Origin of the sequence: Xenorhabdus mauleonii (assembly GCF_900113945.1) — a bacterium.
Lineage (GTDB): Bacteria > Pseudomonadota > Gammaproteobacteria > Enterobacterales > Enterobacteriaceae > Xenorhabdus > Xenorhabdus mauleonii.
The window spans coordinates 391,780-412,154 of record NZ_FORG01000002.1 but is presented as its reverse complement, the minus strand read 5'-3'; the positions used below and the strand labels follow the sequence as shown (position 1 = coordinate 412,154).

At 42.9% G+C, this 20,375-nt stretch carries 22 protein-coding genes and 1 other RNA gene; 16 read left to right on the top strand and 7 right to left on the bottom strand.

From position 1 onward, the window contains the following. From BM100_RS22930 to BM100_RS03145, 4 genes are all read left to right on the top strand, one after another. Positions 1-210: hypothetical protein (locus BM100_RS22930; protein ID WP_092507852.1), on the top strand; the 210-nt coding region annotated here is incomplete at its 5' end. Positions 211-257: 47 nt separating this feature from the next. Continuing rightward, positions 258-1,283 (top strand): hypothetical protein, encoded by a 1,026-nt coding sequence (locus BM100_RS03155; RefSeq protein WP_153044886.1) that lies wholly within the window; start codon positions 258-260, stop codon positions 1,281-1,283. Positions 1,284-1,301: 18 nt separating this feature from the next. Continuing rightward, complete coding sequence (locus BM100_RS23535; protein WP_244590551.1) at positions 1,302-2,540, top strand: phage tail fiber protein; 1,239 nt, start codon at positions 1,302-1,304, stop codon at positions 2,538-2,540. Between the two features lie 252 nt (positions 2,541-2,792). After that, positions 2,793-3,545: a hypothetical protein gene (locus tag BM100_RS03145; RefSeq protein ID WP_092507847.1), complete on the top strand. Its 753-nt coding sequence runs from the start codon at positions 2,793-2,795 to the stop codon at positions 3,543-3,545. Between the two features lie 832 nt (positions 3,546-4,377). Here BM100_RS03145 and ssrA read toward each other — a convergent pair. Further along, positions 4,378-4,741: a transfer-messenger RNA gene (ssrA, locus tag BM100_RS03140) on the bottom strand. Positions 4,742-4,791: 50 nt separating this feature from the next. Beyond that, positions 4,792-5,274, bottom strand: coding sequence for an SsrA-binding protein SmpB (gene smpB, locus BM100_RS03135; RefSeq protein WP_092507845.1), 483 nt, complete (start codon positions 5,272-5,274; stop codon positions 4,792-4,794). A 157-nt stretch (positions 5,275-5,431) separates the two neighbouring features. Here smpB and BM100_RS03130 point away from each other — a divergent pair, with 157 nt between their 5' ends. Together BM100_RS03130 and BM100_RS03125 are read left to right on the top strand one after the other, a co-directional pair. Next, a complete protein-coding gene (locus BM100_RS03130; RefSeq protein WP_092507843.1) occupies positions 5,432-5,866 on the top strand; it encodes a type II toxin-antitoxin system RatA family toxin in 435 nt (144 codons plus the stop codon). Continuing rightward, positions 5,859-6,152 carry an RnfH family protein gene (locus BM100_RS03125; protein WP_092507841.1) on the top strand — a complete coding sequence of 98 codons (294 nt, stop codon included), beginning with the start codon at positions 5,859-5,861 and terminating at the stop codon, positions 6,150-6,152. The genes BM100_RS03130 and BM100_RS03125 overlap by 8 nt, the downstream gene beginning before the upstream one ends. A gap of 51 nt (positions 6,153-6,203) precedes the next feature. Here BM100_RS03125 and bamE read toward each other — a convergent pair whose 3' ends face one another. The 3 genes from bamE to nadK form a co-directional block, all read right to left on the bottom strand. Further along, positions 6,204-6,548: an outer membrane protein assembly factor BamE gene (gene bamE / locus BM100_RS03120; RefSeq protein WP_092507839.1), complete on the bottom strand. Its 345-nt coding sequence runs from the start codon at positions 6,546-6,548 to the stop codon at positions 6,204-6,206. Between the two features lie 302 nt (positions 6,549-6,850). Then, positions 6,851-8,524: a DNA repair protein RecN gene (gene recN, locus BM100_RS03115; protein WP_092507837.1), complete on the bottom strand. Its 1,674-nt coding sequence runs from the start codon at positions 8,522-8,524 to the stop codon at positions 6,851-6,853. A gap of 211 nt (positions 8,525-8,735) precedes the next feature. Continuing rightward, complete coding sequence (gene nadK, locus BM100_RS03110; RefSeq protein WP_139216919.1) at positions 8,736-9,614, bottom strand: NAD(+) kinase; 879 nt, start codon at positions 9,612-9,614, stop codon at positions 8,736-8,738. Between the two features lie 124 nt (positions 9,615-9,738). Between nadK and grpE the strand changes: the two genes are divergently transcribed. Then, positions 9,739-10,320, top strand: coding sequence for a nucleotide exchange factor GrpE (gene grpE, locus BM100_RS03105; protein ID WP_092507833.1), 582 nt, complete (start codon positions 9,739-9,741; stop codon positions 10,318-10,320). 65 nt (positions 10,321-10,385) lie between these two features. On the opposite strand, the gene ung is transcribed toward grpE, so the two are convergent. Beyond that, positions 10,386-11,066, bottom strand: a complete 681-nt coding sequence (ung, locus tag BM100_RS03100) for a uracil-DNA glycosylase (protein WP_092507831.1) — start codon at positions 11,064-11,066, stop codon at positions 10,386-10,388. 748 nt (positions 11,067-11,814) lie between these two features. Between ung and grcA the strand changes: the two genes are divergently transcribed. The 4 genes from grcA (at position 11,815) to BM100_RS23525 (ending at position 14,690) form a co-directional block, all read left to right on the top strand. After that, positions 11,815-12,198, top strand: coding sequence for an autonomous glycyl radical cofactor GrcA (gene grcA / locus BM100_RS03095; protein ID WP_092507829.1), 384 nt, complete (start codon positions 11,815-11,817; stop codon positions 12,196-12,198). Positions 12,199-12,494: 296 nt separating this feature from the next. Then, the gene (locus tag BM100_RS03090) at positions 12,495-13,664 is read left to right on the top strand and encodes a Tle-like phospholipase domain-containing protein (protein ID WP_092507827.1); all 1,170 of its coding nucleotides are present in this window, start codon (positions 12,495-12,497) and stop codon (positions 13,662-13,664) included. Between the two features lie 524 nt (positions 13,665-14,188). Beyond that, a complete protein-coding gene (locus BM100_RS23530) occupies positions 14,189-14,422 on the top strand; it encodes an NADPH-dependent FMN reductase (protein WP_244590550.1) in 234 nt (77 codons plus the stop codon). 28 nt (positions 14,423-14,450) lie between these two features. Next, positions 14,451-14,690 (top strand): hypothetical protein, encoded by a 240-nt coding sequence (locus BM100_RS23525; RefSeq protein ID WP_244590570.1) that lies wholly within the window; start codon positions 14,451-14,453, stop codon positions 14,688-14,690. Positions 14,691-14,863: 173 nt separating this feature from the next. Here the strand turns inward: BM100_RS23525 and srmB are convergent, their stop codons facing one another. Next, positions 14,864-16,204, bottom strand: a complete 1,341-nt coding sequence (srmB, locus tag BM100_RS03080; RefSeq protein WP_092507825.1) for an ATP-dependent RNA helicase SrmB — start codon at positions 16,202-16,204, stop codon at positions 14,864-14,866. Between the two features lie 142 nt (positions 16,205-16,346). On the opposite strand from srmB, the gene trmN reads away from it, so the two are divergent. The 5 genes from trmN to rseC all read left to right on the top strand — a co-directional run bounded on the left by trmN (position 16,347) and on the right by rseC (position 20,316). Next, the gene (gene trmN / locus BM100_RS03075) at positions 16,347-17,132 is read left to right on the top strand and encodes a tRNA(1)(Val) (adenine(37)-N(6))-methyltransferase TrmN (RefSeq protein WP_092507823.1); all 786 of its coding nucleotides are present in this window, start codon (positions 16,347-16,349) and stop codon (positions 17,130-17,132) included. 517 nt (positions 17,133-17,649) lie between these two features. Next, entirely contained in the window at positions 17,650-18,225 is a 576-nt protein-coding gene (gene rpoE / locus BM100_RS03070) for an RNA polymerase sigma factor RpoE (protein WP_092507821.1), read from the top strand. 32 nt (positions 18,226-18,257) lie between these two features. Beyond that, positions 18,258-18,893: an anti-sigma-E factor RseA gene (gene rseA, locus BM100_RS03065; protein ID WP_092507819.1), complete on the top strand. Its 636-nt coding sequence runs from the start codon at positions 18,258-18,260 to the stop codon at positions 18,891-18,893. Continuing rightward, a complete protein-coding gene (gene rseB, locus BM100_RS03060) occupies positions 18,893-19,852 on the top strand; it encodes a sigma-E factor regulatory protein RseB (RefSeq protein ID WP_092507817.1) in 960 nt (319 codons plus the stop codon). The genes rseA and rseB overlap by 1 nt, the downstream gene beginning before the upstream one ends. Then, positions 19,852-20,316: a SoxR-reducing system protein RseC gene (rseC, locus tag BM100_RS03055; protein WP_092507815.1), complete on the top strand. Its 465-nt coding sequence runs from the start codon at positions 19,852-19,854 to the stop codon at positions 20,314-20,316. Before rseB ends, rseC begins: the two co-directional genes overlap by 1 nt. The last annotated feature ends 59 nt before the right edge of the window (positions 20,317-20,375 follow it).

Here is a 20,375-nt window from a genome sequence, read left to right as displayed (position 1 = left end):
ATGGCGTCGATTCAGAAATTACTGGTGGGGATAGACATCAAATCCACCAATTACATCCCTAACCGGCAGGGGTTCCGCATTGATGCCAAAACCGGATTTCTGGAAATCAACGGGTACGGCAATGGCTATCGCACGCAACTCAAAGATGCTGGCTTTTATATGTTTGATGCGAATGGTGTCGCATTAATTGAATTGGGGGTCTTTTTATGAGTGGTGTTGGGTTGAAAATAATGAATCCTCATGACGGGACTCATTTTGTGTTTAACAAGGACACGGCACCGGCGACCTTAACGTGGGTAGCTAATGTCGATAACCATACACCGGGAGCCAATGAGCGTGCTGAAACATGGACATGCCCTGTCAAAATTCCATCGGGTTATAAATCTGCCGTAGCTGCACAGAGAATGGCGGGGGTGGTGTTTTATTACGATGGTGACAACTTCCGCATTAACGGCGGAGAGGAGTTTTGTGACTACATTCAGAACGGGGAAACGGTCACGATTAAAAATATCGTACTCAAAAATCCCTTTAGCAGTGTGGGTAACATTGTCAAAATAATCGCTTACCCGCATAACCAAACGGGAAAAGCGGGGTTGAAAATCGGCGGTAATGTGAACTTTAATGTCGACATTCCCCACAGCGGTTTTTCTTATGTCTCCCATAAAGCTACCTTGAAAATCGAGGGGCGGGTGGATTTTTCGAAAATTGACCCCCGGCTCAATCTGGGGAATTGTCTGGCTTTTTTCCACACGGACGACCCTTACGCCATGATTTCCCTGTATCGCAGGACCAATACCGATGGCTATGACCTTTACTATGCCTGTACCGATCGCCGCAATGGCAACCGAACTTCGGCTACTTTCCGGGTGATTATTTTCTCGGATGTAGGGGCAGAGGGGCGATTTGGCAACGAGCGTTACGGGCTGCGGCTGAGGAATAGTCGGGGGCAGATCACTTTTTCGTCCGGCGTCGGGGTACTGACCCGGCCGACGGAAGTTTTTATTAATGCTTACAAACAAAATGAGCGCATTGTCGTTCCCGGCATTGCCCGACCCATGTATATCCCGTCTATGGTGGGAGAGCACTTTTGGGTATCAGATCGCAAAGGGTACATCCAGGAATTATGTGTAGGTAACTATGATGCTGGTTCAATTTGTATCGGTGCCTCCATGGTGGATAGTAAGCCCGGTTACCTCGGCTCTGTGGGTTATGGCACTGATTACACCTATATCACACAAAAGCCCGTCCTCATCTTGGATGCGAGTGACTATTTCCATTTCTAACCTCTCAGGAATTCATCTATGTACTATTCACAAGGCACAGTCAGTATGGTGTCCGGCTCGGCTATTGTCCGTGGCACAGGCACGAAGTTTAACGCGAATATTAACAGCGTTGCCCCCGGGCAAATAATGCTAATCCAGTCCGGCAAGGATAACCTGCTGCACATGATACAGGCGGTGAACTCCGATACCGAGCTGGTACTGGCGGATAAGGCCAGCGTCACCCTGAATAACGCCACCTATCAGATACAGGTGACTGTACCCGATTCTGTCTCAGACGGTGTTAGAAATATGGTGGCCAACAGCAGCTTTGTCGTCCAGTTCCTCCAGAACATGGACAAATGGATGTCACAAAGTGGGGTAGTGGATGTGACCTTACCGAACGGACAGACGGTAGCGTTGCAGTCGATTAGGGCATTGCAGGCGGCGGTAGAGGGAAAACTGGATAAGCGCCAGAATGGGGCAGATATTCCGGATAAAAACGCGTTTGTGGGGAATATTGGATTAAGTGATGTGTTGAAAGTGGGGAATTATGGCGTGGGTACCGATGCAATGTTTGCTCAGTCATTTATGGGGGACACGAGGGATACTAAATATCATACTGGATTTTATGGATATTCGCCGAACACCGCTAATCAGCTGGGCAATCATGGTTCTGTTATCAAAACCGCTTGGAGCTTTAATAATTATCAACTGATTATATTACCCAATTATGGTAAAACAGTGATGTATGTTCAGCGATGCGATAATGGCAAGCCGTGGGAAACCTACACTGTGATGACCTCTAATATGTGGACAGTAGACGTCAGTGGATATTACAAAAAATCCTCCCCCATCCTCCAAATCTTCCCCGACGGCACCTTTACCACCAATGACAAATCGGAAGGGGCCACGGTCACCAAACTCGGTACCGGCCATTATCAGATAGACGGTATCCTTGGCTATAACGCGGATGGGGCGTGGGGTGTCCACGGCGGTATCTCTTCCCCGAAGAACAACAACGGGCTTGAACTTATCTACATTGATGACCGGGTGGAAAAAGACGGCAGCATCACGATTGAGACATTCCACCGTCAGCACAGCCATTTACCGGAGCGCTTTCAAAACAAACGGATAAAATCCATAGTGGACGGTGAAAAGGTCTACTATGCGGATGGAGAACCCTGTGATATTCCCGAAGGGTGTCGCTTGGATGTCCGTGTCCAGATGCCGGCGGATTCGGTGTGGAATTTGAGGGAGAAAGCGCAAGATTCGGGTTAGTAGTAGAGGCGTTTACATTAATTCAACTTGTTTTAATTCACAAGGCAAATACAAAAGTATAAATAAACGCCAATTAATTATAAATGATTAGCAATTGTAATAAAGCTCATACAAACCGCATCGATATTAATAAAAGAGAAATGAAAATAAAATAGTGTCATTCGATTAAATGCTATTTCGAATAATAATTAAATCTCGTTTTATGGGATTTTAAACATAAGCAATATAGAGTTAGGTTAATTAAGGGATGTTATGTATAACAAAAATTTTGATTATTTGAAGTTATTAGAACTTGATGTTTGTACTATGTGCGGGGAAAAGGACTGCCCGTGGAAGAAAGGACATAGCTTTATGGCAAAACGAATGAATGAACTAGTGGATGCTTATTTTCGCGGAGATATGGGGAAAGTAAAAAAATTATATATTCAGCGGTTTAGTCAGATGCGAGGCGTTTTTCTTTCCACTCTTTCTCCCGCGGTAGAGACAAATGATAGCATGAGTTCTATTGGATTGTTTAATCATTATAGAGGAAACTCAGGCACAGGAATAACCTTGGGCAGAATAGGCGTACAAGACAAAATTAGCAATTTGGTAAAAACACCGGGAGCGTTTAAAAAAGAAAGTGGGTCTAGTATTCACTCTCGTTTTATTTCACAAATTAAAAATGGTGAGCGAGTTGATTTTAAAAATCATTATGCTATTGGTTCTGAGTCCAGACATATGAATGATCCATTATGGGCGATAGGTGGTGCGACTATCAGTGGTGAGTTAACTGATATTAAAGTACAGCCCAACGGAAGTGGATATAATTTATCTGGTGTAATAAATTATAACCTTTATGATAATTTTACAGATCCCTATGATATGAAGGATATTATTGGGAGAGAGTGGAATCCAAACGGAACTCCATTTGATATAACAGGAAAATGGAAAGAGCCTGTCAATTTTGATGTCGAAAAAAGTGTATATGATAATAAAATTAAACCACTAATTGATAAGCAATAGCCGTTCTCTGCATAAACGTCGTGCAATTAATGCACGACATTATAAAATAATTCAGAAAGATATAAAAAACAGTAAAGCAATATAGGGGAAGAAATTTCAACCAAAATAAAAACAATGGAAACTAATAGCGATGATACTATTGTTTTTTTTAGTTTCCTATCTAGAATAAAAAAATAACTGACTACTGAGAATAATAAAAAGAAAACAACAAAGTTTATTGCCTTTAATAAAACGAAAATCATTTTTGTACTCTTTGTCTGACAAATTTCCTGCAATCATATACCCAACTAACTGAAAATCATAGTCTCCACCAATGGTGGTGGGATATTATCGCATAAGTAGATACGGGATTACTCATATGTAAAAGAGCAAATTTCTGCCCTATAGTGTTTCATTCCCATCGTGAAACCAATCTTCGCTTTTTTGGCAAAATTATACTTAACCGCTAAATTCCATCAAAAAATTTGAATATTCAAAACCACTGTTTATATGCACAGAAAAAGGATGGTTAGGTGATGGATTTCAGCTGTGGATTTTTCAGGCTTTATTGTGATGATTGTTCTTCAATATCGGTTTTGGGAAAAGTGAATGAAGGGGAAGTGAGATCCAAAACGGGCAAAAATGACACGTATTCTTGTTACGCTTTATTACAAATAGAAACACATTAGCCATGAATAAAAACACCTCAGAGGGAAATCTGAGGTGTCTTAAATTTAACTCCACGTGCATTTTACGTGCACTTTGAAGTCCTTTTACTGTCATGACAGTGACCAATCAACTTTGCTAACTTCATGTTTTTCAAGTTGTTGTCCTGATACTGTCCAACCAAATTTGGTGGAGCTGGCGGGAGTTGAACCCGCGTCCGAAATTCCTACATCCTCGGTACTACATGCTTAGTCTAGTCTTTACATTCACCTGCCAGCTGCGGACAGACACGCCACTAACAAACTAGCCTGATTGGATTTAACGCTTCAACCCCAGGCAAGGCATCCACGCGATCTCTTTTGGGTTTGACCTCTCTTGATCCCCGTCCTAAGAGCGGAGGCTAGGGAGAGAGGGCTCTGCGCAGGTTATTAAGCTGCCAGTGCGTAGTTTTCGTCGTTTGCGACTATTGTTTTGCGGCTTTTAACGAGGCCAACCGCCCCTCGGCATGCACCTTGGGTTTCGCGAATCCCGTCGAATCCAGAATCAGCCCCAAGTATGTTAAACGCGAGTATATCAGAATATTGAGAGATAACGCTAGAGGTTAACGCCCAGAATTCTTCATAATTCGCGCTTTGTCTAATTTCCATTCACGTTCTTTGATATCTGAACGTTTATCGTGCTCTTTTTTACCTTTTGCTACACCAATTTTGAGTTTGCTCCAGGCATTTTTCCAATACATGGAAAGTGCAACGATGGTATAGCCTTCGCGATTGATTCGACCATACAGTGAATCTAATTCACGTTTGTTAAGTAGTAATTTGCGTGACCGCGTCGGATCGCAAACTACGTGAGAGGAAGCGACATTCAATGGCGTGATTGTGGCGCCAAAAAGATAAGCATCACCATCTTTGAGCAAAACGTAACTCTCACTGATGTTAGCCTTGCCAGCGCGCAGTGATTTGACTTCCCAACCTTGTAGGGATAAACCGGCCTCAAATTCTTCTTCGATGAAGTATTCGTGGCGGGCTCGTTTATTCATGGCAATTGTTGCCGAACCGGGTTTGTGTGCTTTTTTCTTTGTCATAATGCGTTGTATTATACTGTATGCGTTAGTGAAAGAAATCTCTTCTGCGTGATATTTAGCGACAAGTGCACATTTTTTGCTCTAAATGTCATCAGGTTTTTATTTAACCACTTTTAAGTGATATTATTCGGCGCTGTTACGTTTTACAGGAAATGATATGCCACAGATTAGTCGCTCTGCGCTAGTACCTTACAGCGTGGAACAAATGTATAAATTGGTCAATGATGTAATGTCTTATCCGGATTTTTTACCGGGGTGCGTCGGTAGCCGTGTAATAAGCAGCAGTGATAATGAAATGACGGCTTCTGTTGAGGTTTCAAAGGCGGGGATCAGTAAGACGTTCGTAACACGTAATACATTATTTGATAATAAAAGAATCAATATGCAGCTTGTTGATGGCCCTTTCCGTAAATTAATGGGGGGCTGGCATTTTACTCCGCTAAGTGAGGATGCCTGCAAGGTTGAATTGCATCTTGATTTTGAATTTACCAATAAGTTGATCGAATTGGCTTTCGGTAAGGTTTTTAAAGAACTAGCCAGTAATATGGTTCAGGCGTTTACTCAACGCGCCCGCGAGGTCTACAGTGTCTGAAATCAATATCGAAGTCGTTTATGCGCTGCCAGAACGGCAATATCTGTTTAATGTGAAATTGTCGCAAGGATCAACTGTCGAGCAGGCGATTGTTGCATCGGGCCTTTTAACATTACGTAATGATATCGATTTGACGAAGAATAAAATTGGGATTTATAGTCGGCCAGCCAAGCTGAGCGATATTTTGGAAGAAGGGGATCGAGTGGAGATTTATCGTCCCTTGATTGCAGATCCAAAAGAAATGCGCCGTAAGCGGGCTGAACGCGCGAAAAATAATACCCAATAATAGATATTTATTCGCCAGAATGTTTACTGGCGAATAAATAGAATCCATAACTCACTTATTTTCTGACAGTGATTTCTCATTCTTGATATTAGTCAAAGTACCATTGCTATCGAAGGAAAGCGTCAGGGTTTCCTGAGTGGCTTTTTCATGTCCTGGTTGTTGGCGGAATACGTAATACCAGGTTTGGCTTCCAAATGGATCGGTCAGCATAGGTGTTCCCAAGGTGTAAGCAACTTGCTGTTGGGTCATTCCCTTCTGGATTTTTGATACCGCAGCCGGTGTCAGGTAATTCCCTTGATTAATATCAGGACGATAAACAATTCGCTCAAACATGGAGCAACCCGCAGTCAGCATAACAAGTGATACAGTAGCGGCAGTCAACAATTTACAGCGCATAGTAATTACATTCCTTTAGGAGTCAGGCCGTCGATAATAATAAACATTGAAGAGATTGAAAACCTCTACGCATTTATACCCGTTGTCTTTCGAGCTACATTTTTATTGGCAACACTTGCTCACCCCGGCCACCGTTTTTATAAACAGACGGTTATCTCTGCTCCGGGGATTAATGCGAGTTTTCTGCCTTTCAGCATAGGCCAGCCTTTGTCCGGGCAAATTTGTTCCCTTCCCGCCGCGCTGTGCCTTGAAATCCATCGGGTATACCTATGACTTCAATTATACAAAAAAGTTGTATTATTTTATGCCGCTAACAGCTCTTTTGCATTGGCAAGGGTATTTTTTGTCACTTCATTGCCTGCCAGAAGTCTTGCCAGCTCTTGGAGGCGTGCTTTTTTGTCCAATAGTTGCATTCGGGTTTCTGTCTCTTCACCATCAGTTTGTTTACTGACATAAAAGTGTTGATGACCACATCCAGCAACTTGCGGTAAATGTGTGACACACATAACTTGTGTCGATTCACCCAATTCACGTAGCAAACGGCCAACAATTCCTGCCGTCGGGCCACTGATACCGACATCCACTTCATCAAAGATGAGTGCAGGTGTTTCCATTTTTTTGGCAGTAATTACTTGAATTGCCAAAGCAATACGGGAAAGCTCACCGCCCGATGCAACTCTCGCGAGTGGCTGGTGGGGCTGACCGGGGTTGGTTGTTACATTGAATTCGACTTTGCTGGCGCCATCAATATTTAAATGTTCGGGTTCAAAGGTGATATCGATGGTAAAACGGCCGTGCGGCATGGAAAGTTGATGCATGCTGCCTGTGATTAGCTGACTTAACTCCACAGCATATTTCTGACGAACATGGTGAAGTTTTTCTGCGACGGTCAGGGCCTGTTGATAATGCTGACTGACAAGTTCACTAAGATGAGCACAATCATCTTCCTGCTGAGATAACTGATGTTGCTCTTCCAGCAATTGCTGGTGTAAGGCTGGCAGCTCTTCCGGTGTGACATGGTGTTTACGCGCCATACTGATTTGCTGGGAAATTTTTTGTTCCAGTTCAAACAAGCGGTTAGGGTCTAATTCCAGTTGATCACTGTAATGACGCAACTCATCACTGGCTTCGTTAATTTGGATGGTCGCTTCTTCCAGCATATTAAGCAGCTCATTGAGTTTATGATCCATGCTGGCAAGGTCTGTCAGTTCATTACGTGCGTAACTAAGCAGGCTGACAATATTCTGTTCATCATTATCACTGAGGATTTGAAGAATATTCTGGCTGCCGGACAAAAACTGACCACAGTTTGCCAGCCGTTTATATTCACTGTCTTGTTCTTGATAATCACCAGGCTGTGGTGATAATTCGTTCAGTTCTTTCAGATGATATTCCAGTAATTGCTGGCGTGAACGACGTTCAAGGGCTTGCTGCTGGAATTGTGAAAGAGCCTGACAGCTTTGGCGCCATTGTTGATACGCCTGCTTCATCTCATTTTGGAGATCATAATCGCCGGTGTAGATATCCAGTAAACGTCTTTGATGGCGACTTTCCAACAGTAATTGATGGGCATGTTGCCCATGAATTTGAATCAGGTGTGAACCTAATTCACGTAGCTGAGAAAGTGGTACAGCCGTGCCGTTGATAAAACCGCGAGATCGCCCATCAGCAGCAATGGTTCTGCGCAGTAAGCACTCATTATCATCATCAAAGTTGCCATCAAGTTGGTGCTCTTCGAGCCATTTGCGGGCAGAAGGGGCATCAGCCAAAGAAAAGCGAGCACAAAGATCAGTACGGGGAGCACCTGCGCGAACCACATTGGCTTCGCCACGATTACCAAGACATAAACCCAATGCATCAATTGCGATGGATTTACCGGCTCCGGTTTCCCCAGTTATTGCCGTCATTCCTGAGCGGAAATCGATTTCAAGTTCACGAACGATAGCAAAATTACTAATGGTCAACTGAGTCAGCATCGTGCTCCTCCTGCTTTTCAATGTTATAAAAACATGTCACGTTGATAAAAACACGTTGCTTTTATAAAAAAACGTTACTGATATACAAAAACGTCACTTATATGGAAACATGTCACTTGCATAAGCACATGAGACTGTGTATAAAAACATGTCTGTGCTTCCATACAGTATAAACTGGTTTTTTATACAGTAAAGTAGGGAGCTCCCGTTTTTAGAACATTTTTTTTGACCAACCCAATTTTGTACTCAATGTATTGAAGTAATTATAATCTTTCGGGTGAATTAAATGCAGGTTATATTCACTGCGCTTAATGATGACCTCCTCACCATCCTGAATCGGCAAGACGATTTGGCTGTCACAACTTACTTCATAATCGCTGCTGTTTTGAGAAAATTTCAGTCGAATGCTGCTTTCACTGCTGATAACCAGCGGGCGGGCTGAAAGTGTATGTGGAAACATGGGCACCAGCACAATGGCATTCAGGTTTGGTGTTAATATTGGCCCCCCTGCTGAAAGGGAATATGCGGTCGATCCCGTAGGCGTGGCGATTATCAGGCCATCTGAGCGCTGAGAAAAAGCAAAGCGCTCATCGATATAGACTTCGAACTCGATCATATGGGCAACTTTACCCGGATGGAGTACCACTTCGTTCAAAGCAGTGCTGCGTCGGGGTTTGTGTCCTTTTTTCGTGACCTGAGCTTCCAGCAGAAAGCGTTTTTCGCTGTGGTATTCCCCGGCCAGCACTTCGGAAAGTTGCTGTAAGGCGTTATCGGGATCTAAATCAGTCAGAAAACCTAAATTGCCTCGGTTGATACCAATGACTTTGATGTCATAGCGCGATAAAACTCTGGCAGCACCGAGCATATTGCCATCTCCACCGACGACAATAATAAGATCGGCAATTTTACCGATTTCTGTCAGCCCCCCCGTTTGGGCGTCTTTTAAGTTAATATCTCTTGCAACCTGTCTGTCCACAATGACGCAATAACCCTTGGAGACTAGCCAATGATAGAGCATTTCATGGGTAGCCAAAGCTTCGGGATGACGTGGACGACCGACAATACCGATGCATTTGAATTCATTATTCATTGCTGTTATTTCCTTCAGCATATGGTTTTGCCCTCACAATATGATGGATTCCCTTGAATCCCGCGTTTTCATCCCCATAATAAGCGAGAATGGCGAAGATAATACAAAATACGCGGAGATATTCATGAGTAGTAAAGACCAAAAAGTACCTGACGAGCAAGTCTCAGAAAATACAGAAAATGTATTAGATCAACAAATGAATACTGAACAAGCAGATACACCAGAGGCTGAAAACATTGTTGACCCGCGTGTTGCTGAGCTGGAAGAACAGCTGAAACAGGCTCAGGTTAACGAGCGTGACGCAATGTTACGTGCGCGTGCCGAGGTGGAAAATATCCGTCGTCGTACTGAGCAGGATGTGGAAAAAGCCCATAAGTTTGCATTGGAAAAATTTGCCAATGAGCTTCTGCCAGTTATCGATAATTTGGAACGTGCACTGGAAGCTGCTGATCGTACGAATGAAACATTGCTGCCAATGGTTGAAGGTATTGAACTGACTCTGAAGTCTTTTATCGATGCCGTAGGTAAGTTCGGTATTGAAGTGGTGGGTGATATCAATGTGCCTTTCAATCCTGAAGTGCATCAAGCAATGACCATGATGGAATCTGAACAACATGAACCAAACCATGTCATGTTGGTAATGCAGAAAGGCTATATCTTAAATGGTCGCTTATTGCGTCCTGCGATGGTTGCTGTTTCTAAATAAAGTTACGCTATTCGTGATTGTAATGCCGCCCTTTAGATGGCGGCATTTTTGTAGGCAAAAGCCAGTTATTGAGGCAACTGAGGTGTCCAATCTATCGGAGTCAGGCCTTGATTCTCCAACAGTGCATTTGCCTGTGAGAAATGTTTGCAGCCTAAGAAACCACGATGGGCTGACAGTGGCGAAGGGTGTGGCGCTTTCAAAACATGGTGGCGTTGAGTATCAATAAAACGGCCTTTTTTCTGGGCATGTGAACCCCAAAGCAAAAAAACCACTCCGCTACGATGTTTATTGATGGCTTCTATCACTTTATCGGTAAACGTTTCCCAGCCCAAATTGGCATGGGAATGTGCATTTCCGCGTTCAACCGTCAGCACGGTATTGAGCAATAATACTCCTTGTTTTGCCCAGCTAACCAAATAACCATGATTGGGGCGGGTGAATCCCGCAATATCTGATTCCAGCTCTTTGTACATATTGACGAGAGAAGGAGGGGCAGGAATACCTGGTTGTACTGAAAAAGCCAATCCGTGTGCTTGATTTGGGCCGTGGTAAGGGTCTTGTCCCAGAATCACCACTTTTACATCAGCCAATTCGGTATAGCGGAATGCGTTGAAAACATCCTGCTGTGGCGGATAAATGGTTTTGCCGGCTTGACGTTCGTTGGCAACATAAGCCAATGTATCAACGAAATAAGGCTCTTTTTTTTCATTGCCGATGACATCGTGCCATGTAATAGGTGCGGACATAACCTAACCTTTTTTAGATGATTATCAGATGGGTTTAAGCTTACCGATTTCTTGTCCACAGGGAAACTATTTAATTGCCTGCGTTTTTATTTCAGCGTCACTATTCTGTGCCTGATTTTTTATTTTCCATATTGAATGAAATTTTATTTTTTAAATAAATTAAGCTTGAATATGCTCGATAAGACATTTTTTATAAAAATGACATGAAAAATAAAAATAATTTAAATAAGTTCAATGTCGGGAAAGTAAAGTTTTGCAGTTAACGTGGTAAATAATTATCCAGAGGGATTCTGATAAATTATGGGATATACCCTATTAATTTCAAGTTTCAGGAAGCAACGTATTATCATCCCGCGTCACGGGATGATAATACGTGCACCTTGAAGTACGATACGTATAAATAATTCAAAGAAAGGGATGTTTGATTTTAGGTTGAGAGTGCCATATTTATTACGCTAATTAATAAGTTATATCAATGTGATTCAGGGGGAGAAATAAAAAAGATAATGATTTTTTACGTAATAACCATTTCTTGTGTGGTTTCGTTATGTAATTTTGTTATGTAATATAGTTATTGCGATATTGTTATTATGGATTAAATTGTTATTTATTATAATAACAACAGGTAATTAATTGACTTCAATCAAAGAATCATCTCATTTGCACTGGTATACAGGAAATCAAGAACGGTGCTTTGATTAAATAATGGTTTGACTAACTAACCAAGATGATGAAGTTGGAGGTATAAATGATTACTGGGATTCAAATTACTCAATCTGACAATGCAGCATTGATGAACTCTTTCTGGCTGTTGGATGATGAGAACAATGAAGCACGTTGTATTTGCGCGAAAGCAGGATATGAGGAAGGCCAGATCGTTGCTAAAGATGAGCTGGGGCAGTTTGAATATCGCGAAATTCCGTTGGAAGTCAAACCAACTGTACGTGTGGAAGGTGGCCAGCATCTAAATGTGAATGTCCTGCGCCGTGAAACTCTGGAAGATGCGGTAAAACATCCTGAAAAATATCCTCAGTTGACTATTCGTGTCTCTGGTTATGCAGTGCGTTTTAACTCATTAACACCAGAACAACAGCGTGATGTTATCGCGCGTACTTTTACAGAAAGCCTATAATTTATATATAGATAAAAGAATTAAAAGGGGGGGGGAATTCCCTTTTTTATTTGGGTTATATACCCTATTAACTCCAAGTTTCAGGAAGCAACGTATTATCATCCCGCATCGCGAGATGATAATACATGCACCTTGAAGTACGACGCGTATAGAGGGATATTCAATTCCATATATAATTTATGGAATTTAAAATTGTTAAATAAAAACTAAAATTGTTGTAATGATGTTAAAAATTCTGCCGATAGAGAATTTAGGTTTCCGTTATACCTAACCTGAATAATCTGTAGGAGAATTTTATGTCTATATCATTAAACACCAGTTTTTTCAGTGAATTAGGATTATCTTCATTAAAAGGAAATTTTCTGCAACCAGAATCTAACTCTCCAGTTGCGCCATCATCAGATAAAATTGAGCAGGTCTCCTCTTCAAACATTTCACTTTCGGAAAACACCAAGCAAGCGAACGCGCTTTACCAGTCTCTGATTAATAATCTCAGTGTCAGTACGATGGCATTGCCTCAATTGACTCCCAATGATATTGCAGGAAAACAGTCTCAACGAATCGACTATGAGCTGACCTTGGTAACACGTGATGTTTATCGAGGGCAAAGTTTGGGGATCCCCGGTTTTGAGCGTTTGTCTGATGAAGATTTGGCAAAAGTGGGTATCGATCCTGATGGGTTGAATGATGATTCAACAGGGTTTCAAGCCGGAGTATATAAACATAATGGGTTATATATTGTCTCTTTCACCGGTTCGAATGAGTTGAAGGATTTTATGGCAAGTATTCGTCAGGGGCTTGGTTACAATGAAGAACAATATAATCAAGCCGTTGAATTGGCGAATAAAGCATTAAAGGCATTCGGCGAGAATATTATTTTCACTGGCCACTCATTGGGGGGAGGGCTGGCGAGTGTCGCTGCATTGGCAACGGGGAAACCCGCGGTTATCTATAATTCCGCAGGAGTTTCGGATTCTACTCTGAAAAATATGGGGTTATCACCTGAAGTTGCCCGTGAATTGGCGGAAAGTGGCTTGATTCGGCATTATTCTGTTCAGCACGATTGGTTAGGCGGCTTACAGAAAACGCTGCCTCTTCCTCAAGTACTGGGAAATACGATAGAACTTGAATATGAGTATGAATGGGGCAGTATTCTGGATGTTTTGCCTCATCGATATGGGTTGCACGCGTTTAAGGCGCATTTCTTGGAGGCTGTTTTGGAATTAATGACGGAACAGAAACCTTGGCTGAATAAAGGCGGTACTATGTTAGCGTCGTTAGCATCTATGGAAAGTGCTAATGATAGCTCTGTGGAAAGCGCTATTGGAGGCGACAGCACAGACGCTCATGTTATGTCTATGCAAGCCTTGGCCCTGTCTGTAGATGAACCTGCAATGAGCAGCCAATTTGAGGAAATTTATCAACAAATCATATCGCAGCGAAGTGAGAAAAATTATTTAGCATAGTATTTTTACTCTGTATCGTATTTGAGCAACGTGAGTCAAGAGGCGAAGTTGCCAATAACTTCGCCCTTGAATTCCGTTTCTTGTCTTTTTATCAGCACCGAAAAGAAGCCTCTGTGCTTTCTTTATAGCAGTAGATTTATGGAAGCAGGAGATAGAACATTTGTTGTCAGAATGGATGAGACAAACAGACAAGTTATTTTCCGGTCTTAAAATATATCCCGCTGTTTTTCAAAATTTCCGGTGATTTGCCACTTCTCATGTTTGATTTATTTAAAATACTCAATAGAATAATTGAATATTTACTTGGGTAATTTTATTCCGCAAATGAGGAAATTCTCTTCAATGGCCCGCAAAAGATAGGCCAGGGGGGATTTCTGTCTTTGCAAGTGCTGAATACTGTTATCTCAATTCGCTTTAAACTGGGTTCATTATTGTAGCTGCCGGCCCTGCTTAGAAGGGATTGATTCCGAAGTGGTATGTTTTGATTGGGTGTAATACCCGCTACCGGGTTGAAGGTTAATCTGATGAAAAGTACATACAATATCTTAGGTATTTCAGGTAGCTTACGTGAAGCATCAATGAATACTCTTTTTTTGCGTGCTATGGGTCGGGTTTGCCCTAAAAATATAAATTTTGAGATTTATTCTAGTTTGGATGCCATTCCTCCTTTCAATGCAGACAACGAAGACAAAAATCTTCCTGAAGTTTCGCACTGGCGCAATGCGCTGAGTATGGGCAGATTTAATTCTGTTGGTTAGCCCGGAATACGCAAATGGTGTGTCTGGAATGATGAAAAACGCACTGGACTGGATAGTTAGCAGTGGAGCATTAGTCGACAAACCACTGGCCTTTCCCAATATCGCAACTCGTGCAGAACTTGCCCAGTCACACCTCACTGAAACGCTGCAAACTATGGGCTACCGTCTGATAGAGGAATGCAGTCCCCGCGCAACACTTGCTGCGCCTTATGTACTCCTTGATGCTACTGAGGAGATGTTGGCCGAGCACCCTGACATCGGGCCCTGATTGAAAACGCTATGGGGCAACATTGAAAACAGTTTGGCTGCATTACGCTGAATGCTGGGATTTTTTCGTATTTATGGTGGCTAAGGAAGGAGTTTGAACCCGTTTTAATCTGGCAGATACCTGTATAAAAAGCGGTAGCTGCCAGATTGGATTCGGGCTAATGAATCTGGCAATTAATCCTCATTGGTTTCAGCCAGTTCTGGTTTCGCTTTACCCGAAGGAGTGCGTCGTTTACCGATATTTTTACTATCGCGATGACGAACTTTGACCCGTTTTTTCTTCTCGCCTTCTGTTTTTTTCTTCTCTTTGCGCTTTTCCAAGACTTTTTTGGAAGGTTTGTAGCTCGTCTTCTCACTTGGCGCTTTGGTTTGCGGACGCAATTCATCGATAACCCGCATTTTCAAAGGCTCGTTGAGGTAACGGCTGATTTTTCCTAACAGAGGATGGTCATGTGCTTCAATCAGGGCAATGGCAATTCCTTTACGGCCTGCGCGCGCTGTACGGCCTATACGATGCAAATAAACATCGGCAGTGCGGGGCAGATCGAAGTTAAAGACGTGGCTGACATTTTCAATATCCAATCCACGGGAAGCAACGTCGGTTGCGACCAATACCTTAACTCTGCCATCATTCAGGCGTTTCACGGCATCTGTACGTTTGGCCTGAACCATTTCTCCTTCAAGGAAACTGGCTTGAATACCTGCTTGGCTTAACCATTCAACCAATTCACGCACACGCTCGCGTTTACGCACGAAAACAATGGATTTTGTAACGTCAGGCTGCTGGAGGAGATTACACAGCAAGGCCGTTTTATGCTCCAGCGTATCGGCGCGGTAATAAAATTGCTGGATTTTCTTGCGCTCACGGCGAGAAGGTTCTGCATCTATCTCAACAGGATCGGTCAGCAGGCGCTCGGCAAAGTCACGGATCGCTTCACCTTCCATCGTTGCTGAAAACAGCATCGTTTGCTTGCGCCAGCGAGTTTCTCCCGCAATGGTTTCGACGTCGTTGGCAAATCCCATATCCAGCATGCGATCCGCTTCATCAAGGATTAATGTTTCCACCGCGCGGCAGTCGAAGTTTTCTTCTTTAATGTATTGCAGCAAACGCCCGGTCGTTGCGACAACAATATCTTGATTCTCACTGAATACTTCAGCGTGATTCATATAAGCGACACCACCGGTGATGGTGGCGATATCCAGATGAGTATGAGCGGCAAATTCTTTTGCTTGCTCCGCTACTTGCATTGCCAGTTCACGGGTTGGCGTCAAAATCAGGATACGTGGCGGCCCCGATTTTTTGCGGGGAAAATCTAATAAATGCTGTATTGCCGGCAACAAATAGGCAGCAGTTTTGCCTGTACCAGTTGGTGCGGAGCCGAGGACATCACGCCCATCCATAGCAGCAGGAATGGCAGCCTCTTGAATTGCGGTCGGGCGTTCGTAGCCTTTGTCGTTCAACGCTTCAAGCAGGGATTCATCAAGTTCGAATTCGGAAAAGTTTGTCGCAGTCATCATATACCTCTGTTTGGGGCGCCGATTATAAACAGGTTGGGCACATTCTTCATCCTATAAAAACACCAATGTGCAGGTTGCTTTTATCTGCGGGCCATAAGATTTATGCTATGGCAAATTGTAATTTCAGCAGATATGACTCATGGCATCGATACATAAACCCGTTTTTCGCCGCGGTGGTTTTACATTTAAACAGTTCTTTGTTGGGCATGATAAATGCGCAATGAAAGTCGGGACGGATGGTGTGTTATTGGGAGCCTGGGCACCAGTATATAACAGGAAAAGATGTCTGGATATTGGGTGCGGCAGTGGTTTGATTTCATTGATGATAGCCCAGCGGACAAAAGAAAATATGGTTATTGATGCCGTGGAGCTGGATGAATTAGCGGCAATGCAGGCCGTTGATAATGTCGAACAATCTCCGTGGCCTTCCCGCATCAAGGTTTACCAGCAAGATATTCATGATTTTACTCAGCAGGTTGCACAACAGTATGTGCGTCAGGAAGAAACGCAGGAAAAAAATCATGCCCAATATGATTTAATTGTCAGCAATCCTCCCTATTTTGCCCCTGCTGTTGCATGTCGGAATGAAGCACGCAATCAGGCCCGCTATACAGAATCATTGACCCATCAAGGATTGTTGGAATGTGTTCAAAAGTTAATTACTCCATCCGGGTTATTTTGTGTCGTCTTGCCCTATGACATTGGGGAGTTTTTTGAAAAAATGGCGTTGAATCTGGGATGGTTTACTCATTATCGAGTGAATATTCGTGACAGAAAGGATAAACCATTGCATCGGCTGTTATTGGGATTATCCCGGCAAAATCAGCAGGAACCCCAAATATGTGAATTGGCAATCCGCGCAGTGGATGGCTCATACTCAGATGAATTTCGCCAGTTAGTGACAGATTTTTACTTTCATTATTGATAATGTTAGGGCCACTCAGTGAGTGGCAATTATGTAGCGGAAATTGTGCGGATAAAATTGGTTTTGTCTCGTAATGGCTATTTTGCCATTAACGATGTTTGCAATTTCCGCAATTAATGAAGCAACACATCCATTTTCTCGGATTAAAATCGAGTGTCCCGTGAAATTGAAGCTATGATTTGTACTAGCCTCATGCAGTAAATTTTACATAATTAATTTTTGAATTTTGGTGCGACGATTAAGAGAATACCCCCTTCCAAGGCATGGATAATTAAAGTCTTAACATGCTGCCCGGAGGGAAATGAGCAGCACTGACCAAGCAATTTGAAAGACAAAATGCATTGCCATTTAAAGATATGTGATACGAAAGAACAGGTGGCAGTAATATAAAATTACAGTCAAAGTTGAACTTCACAGTAAATTGATGCTCAAAGTCATGCTTGCTCAGAAAAGCAGGGTTTCATATAGGATCAGTGAGCATGAATGTGGAGTTTTACCTCAGGAGAGTGAACCTCGGATGAGCGAGCAGTTAACGGATCAAATGCTGGTCGAAAAGGTCCAAAAAGGCGACCAAAAAGCATTTAATTTGCTGGTCACAAGATACCAGCATAAAGTAGCGAGCCTGCTTGCTCGCTATGTGCCTCAAAGTGATGTCCCGGATGTTGCTCAAGAGGTTTTCATCAAGACTTATCGTGCGCTTTCATCTTTCCGTGGAGATAGTGCTTTTTATACATGGTTGTATCGTATCGCTGTTAATACCGCGAAGAACTATTTGGTTGCTCAGGGGCGGCGTCCGCCATCCAATGATCTGGATGCCAACGACGCAGAAACTTACGATATGTCAAGTTCGTTAAAAGAAATTTCGAACCCTGAGAACTTAATGTTGTCTGAAGAGTTAAAGGAAGTAGTTTTCCGTACGATTGAATCGCTGCCGGAAGATTTGCGGGTAGCGATTACACTAAGGGAATTGGATGGGTTGAGCTATGAGGAAATAGCTGAAATCATGGAATGTCCTGTCGGTACAGTACGGTCACGCATTTTCCGGGCAAGGGAAGCCATTGATAATAAAGTTCAGCCGCTAATCCAACAGTAGTGGGACAAAACAATATTTAAGGGTACTTTGGCATGCAAAGAGAAAAACTTTCCGCATTGATGGATGGAGAAGCTCTTGATAATGAAGTAATTCATTTGGTCTCTGAAAATGCAGATATGCAAAAGCAGTGGGAAAGATACCACCTTGTTCGTGATATAATGCGTGGTGAGATAGGGAAAGTGGTGCATCTTGATATTGCAAGTCAAGTAGCATTGGCACTGGAAAAAGAGCCTATTCACATCAATCCAGCGGCTGTTTTAGAGTCCCAGCCAAAACCTGAAACGTGGGCCAAGCTACCATTTTGGGCAAAAATTCGTCCATGGGCTAGCCAGATTTCACAAGTCGGTATGGCTGCATGTGTATCTTTGGCGGTGATCATTGGTGTCCAGCAGTACAATAGTGATAACGGTACTGAAACGGATACGCAATTTGATACCCCTGTTTTCAATACATTGCCCGTGATGGGTTCAGCTTCCCCTGTGGGCTTGGCTGCGCCAGTGGATGATGATGCCTTCGGCGGTGATTTAAATATGCGGGTCAGGGAAAGCAATAAGCGTATTGATGCAATGCTACAGCAGTATGAACTTGACCGACGCATCCACGCTGAACAAAATCAGAAAGCAATACAGAGTGATAAGCCATCTGGAGTGCAGGCACAACAACAGTAATGAAACGTGTTTGGTTTTTCATTCTATTATCAGCGGGTAGCCTATTTAATCCCCTCAAAGCTTCGGCACAAGAAAGCAATGCCGAAGCTTTGTTGCAGGAAATGAACAGTGCTGTACAAACACTGAACTATGAGTTAGGTTTCATTAACTTATCGCAGCAGTTTCTCATCCCTCTGCGCTATCGCCACGCTATTATTGGCGGTCAACCCATTGCTCAAATCATACAGATGGATGGTTCACGTCGCGAGATTGTCCAGCGCGGGAACCAAATCAGTTATTATGAACCGGGGCTGGATTCATTCAGTTTGCAGGGCAATCATATCGTTGATTACTTCCCGCCGATCATTTTTGCCAATGTTGCACAATTGCAGAAATACTACCGCTTTATTGATGCGGGGAGTTCGCATGTCGGCGATCATCCCGCGCACTTTGTCCGTATCATATCGAAAGATGATTCCCGCTATAATTATAACCTTCTGATTGATGAGAAAAATCATCTGCCTTTGCTCATTGAATTGTTGGACAGAGATAATATTACTGTCATTGAGCAATTTCGTGTCGTTTCATCGACGGTGAGTGACTACATTAAAAATGATTTGAATGCGATTACCGATTTAAAGTTACCACCGATGTTACTGATCCCGTCTTCTGAAAAAGTGAAATTCAATTGGCGGATAGGTACGTTACCCGAAGGGTTCAAAGAAATTTCCCGTAGCAGCCGTAAACTGTCAGAAGCAGAATGGTTAGAATCCATCATGTATAGTGATGGGTTATTTAATTTTTCTGTCAATGTTGTGAATTCCGCCCAAAAGGTTGTCGATGAACAACCATTTCGGCAAGGCAGACGAACGGTTTATACTTTATCCAGAGATAAAAATCATATTTCAGTTATTGGTGAACTGCCGTTCGCAACTGCCAAGAGAATTGCTGCAAATATAGTGTTTACGGGAGAAAACTGATGGTTAAAGAATGGGCAACAGTTGTTCGTTGGCAACAAGGTCGCGCATTGCTACGTTATGGTTCATCTTCCGGCTGTGGAAGTTGTCAGGCTAAAGCGGCCTGTGGTTCTTATCTGCTGGAAAAAATAGGGCCAGAAAACATCCATCAATTGGAATTGGAAATTTCTCAACCTCTTCAACCCGGCCAGAAAGTGGAAGTGGGTATTCCTGAAAGTAGTTTGCTGCGTTCAGCAATGCTAGTCTATTTAACACCGCTATTGGGATTGTTTCTGGGAGCTGCTTTCTTCCAGTCCTGGACATCTGAACAATTATGGATATGTTTGGGTGGAATCAGTGGTGGTTTTGCTGGTTTCTTCATCGCTCGCAAAATTGCTGCGTATTGGGATAAGCTGCAAGCCTACCAGCCAGTTGTATTACAAATTGGTTTGCCTCCTGATACGATTAAGGTTCTACAGCAAGAATAATCTGTTTTACCATACGAGTTTAAATTTTATTTGTCATACTGAAAACCGCAAGTCATACC

What these genes read in the sequence shown, in the direction of transcription:
- grcA (WP_092507829.1), top strand. Translation starts at nt 11,815, where the DNA reads ATGATTACTGGGATTCAAATTACTCAATCTGACAATGCAGCATTGATG.
- bamE (WP_092507839.1), bottom strand. Translation starts at nt 6,548, where the DNA reads ATGCGCTGTAAATTGTTGACTGCCGCTACTGTATCACTTGTTATGCTG.
- rseC (WP_092507815.1), top strand. Translation starts at nt 19,852, where the DNA reads ATGGTTAAAGAATGGGCAACAGTTGTTCGTTGGCAACAAGGTCGCGCA.
- ung (WP_092507831.1), bottom strand. Translation starts at nt 11,066, where the DNA reads ATGTCCGCACCTATTACATGGCACGATGTCATCGGCAATGAAAAAAAA.
- rpoE (WP_092507821.1), top strand. Translation starts at nt 17,650, where the DNA reads ATGAGCGAGCAGTTAACGGATCAAATGCTGGTCGAAAAGGTCCAAAAA.
- rseB (WP_092507817.1), top strand. Translation starts at nt 18,893, where the DNA reads ATGAAACGTGTTTGGTTTTTCATTCTATTATCAGCGGGTAGCCTATTT.
- BM100_RS03090 (WP_092507827.1), top strand. Translation starts at nt 12,495, where the DNA reads ATGTCTATATCATTAAACACCAGTTTTTTCAGTGAATTAGGATTATCT.
- smpB (WP_092507845.1), bottom strand. Translation starts at nt 5,274, where the DNA reads ATGACAAAGAAAAAAGCACACAAACCCGGTTCGGCAACAATTGCCATG.
- rseA (WP_092507819.1), top strand. Translation starts at nt 18,258, where the DNA reads ATGCAAAGAGAAAAACTTTCCGCATTGATGGATGGAGAAGCTCTTGAT.
- BM100_RS23525 (WP_244590570.1), top strand. Translation starts at nt 14,451, where the DNA reads ATGATGAAAAACGCACTGGACTGGATAGTTAGCAGTGGAGCATTAGTC.
- BM100_RS23535 (WP_244590551.1), top strand. Translation starts at nt 1,302, where the DNA reads ATGTACTATTCACAAGGCACAGTCAGTATGGTGTCCGGCTCGGCTATT.
- BM100_RS23530 (WP_244590550.1), top strand. Translation starts at nt 14,189, where the DNA reads ATGAAAAGTACATACAATATCTTAGGTATTTCAGGTAGCTTACGTGAA.
- srmB (WP_092507825.1), bottom strand. Translation starts at nt 16,204, where the DNA reads ATGACTGCGACAAACTTTTCCGAATTCGAACTTGATGAATCCCTGCTT.
- BM100_RS03130 (WP_092507843.1), top strand. Translation starts at nt 5,432, where the DNA reads ATGCCACAGATTAGTCGCTCTGCGCTAGTACCTTACAGCGTGGAACAA.
- BM100_RS03145 (WP_092507847.1), top strand. Translation starts at nt 2,793, where the DNA reads ATGTATAACAAAAATTTTGATTATTTGAAGTTATTAGAACTTGATGTT.
- trmN (WP_092507823.1), top strand. Translation starts at nt 16,347, where the DNA reads ATGGCATCGATACATAAACCCGTTTTTCGCCGCGGTGGTTTTACATTT.
- recN (WP_092507837.1), bottom strand. Translation starts at nt 8,524, where the DNA reads ATGCTGACTCAGTTGACCATTAGTAATTTTGCTATCGTTCGTGAACTT.
- nadK (WP_139216919.1), bottom strand. Translation starts at nt 9,614, where the DNA reads ATGAATAATGAATTCAAATGCATCGGTATTGTCGGTCGTCCACGTCAT.
- grpE (WP_092507833.1), top strand. Translation starts at nt 9,739, where the DNA reads ATGAGTAGTAAAGACCAAAAAGTACCTGACGAGCAAGTCTCAGAAAAT.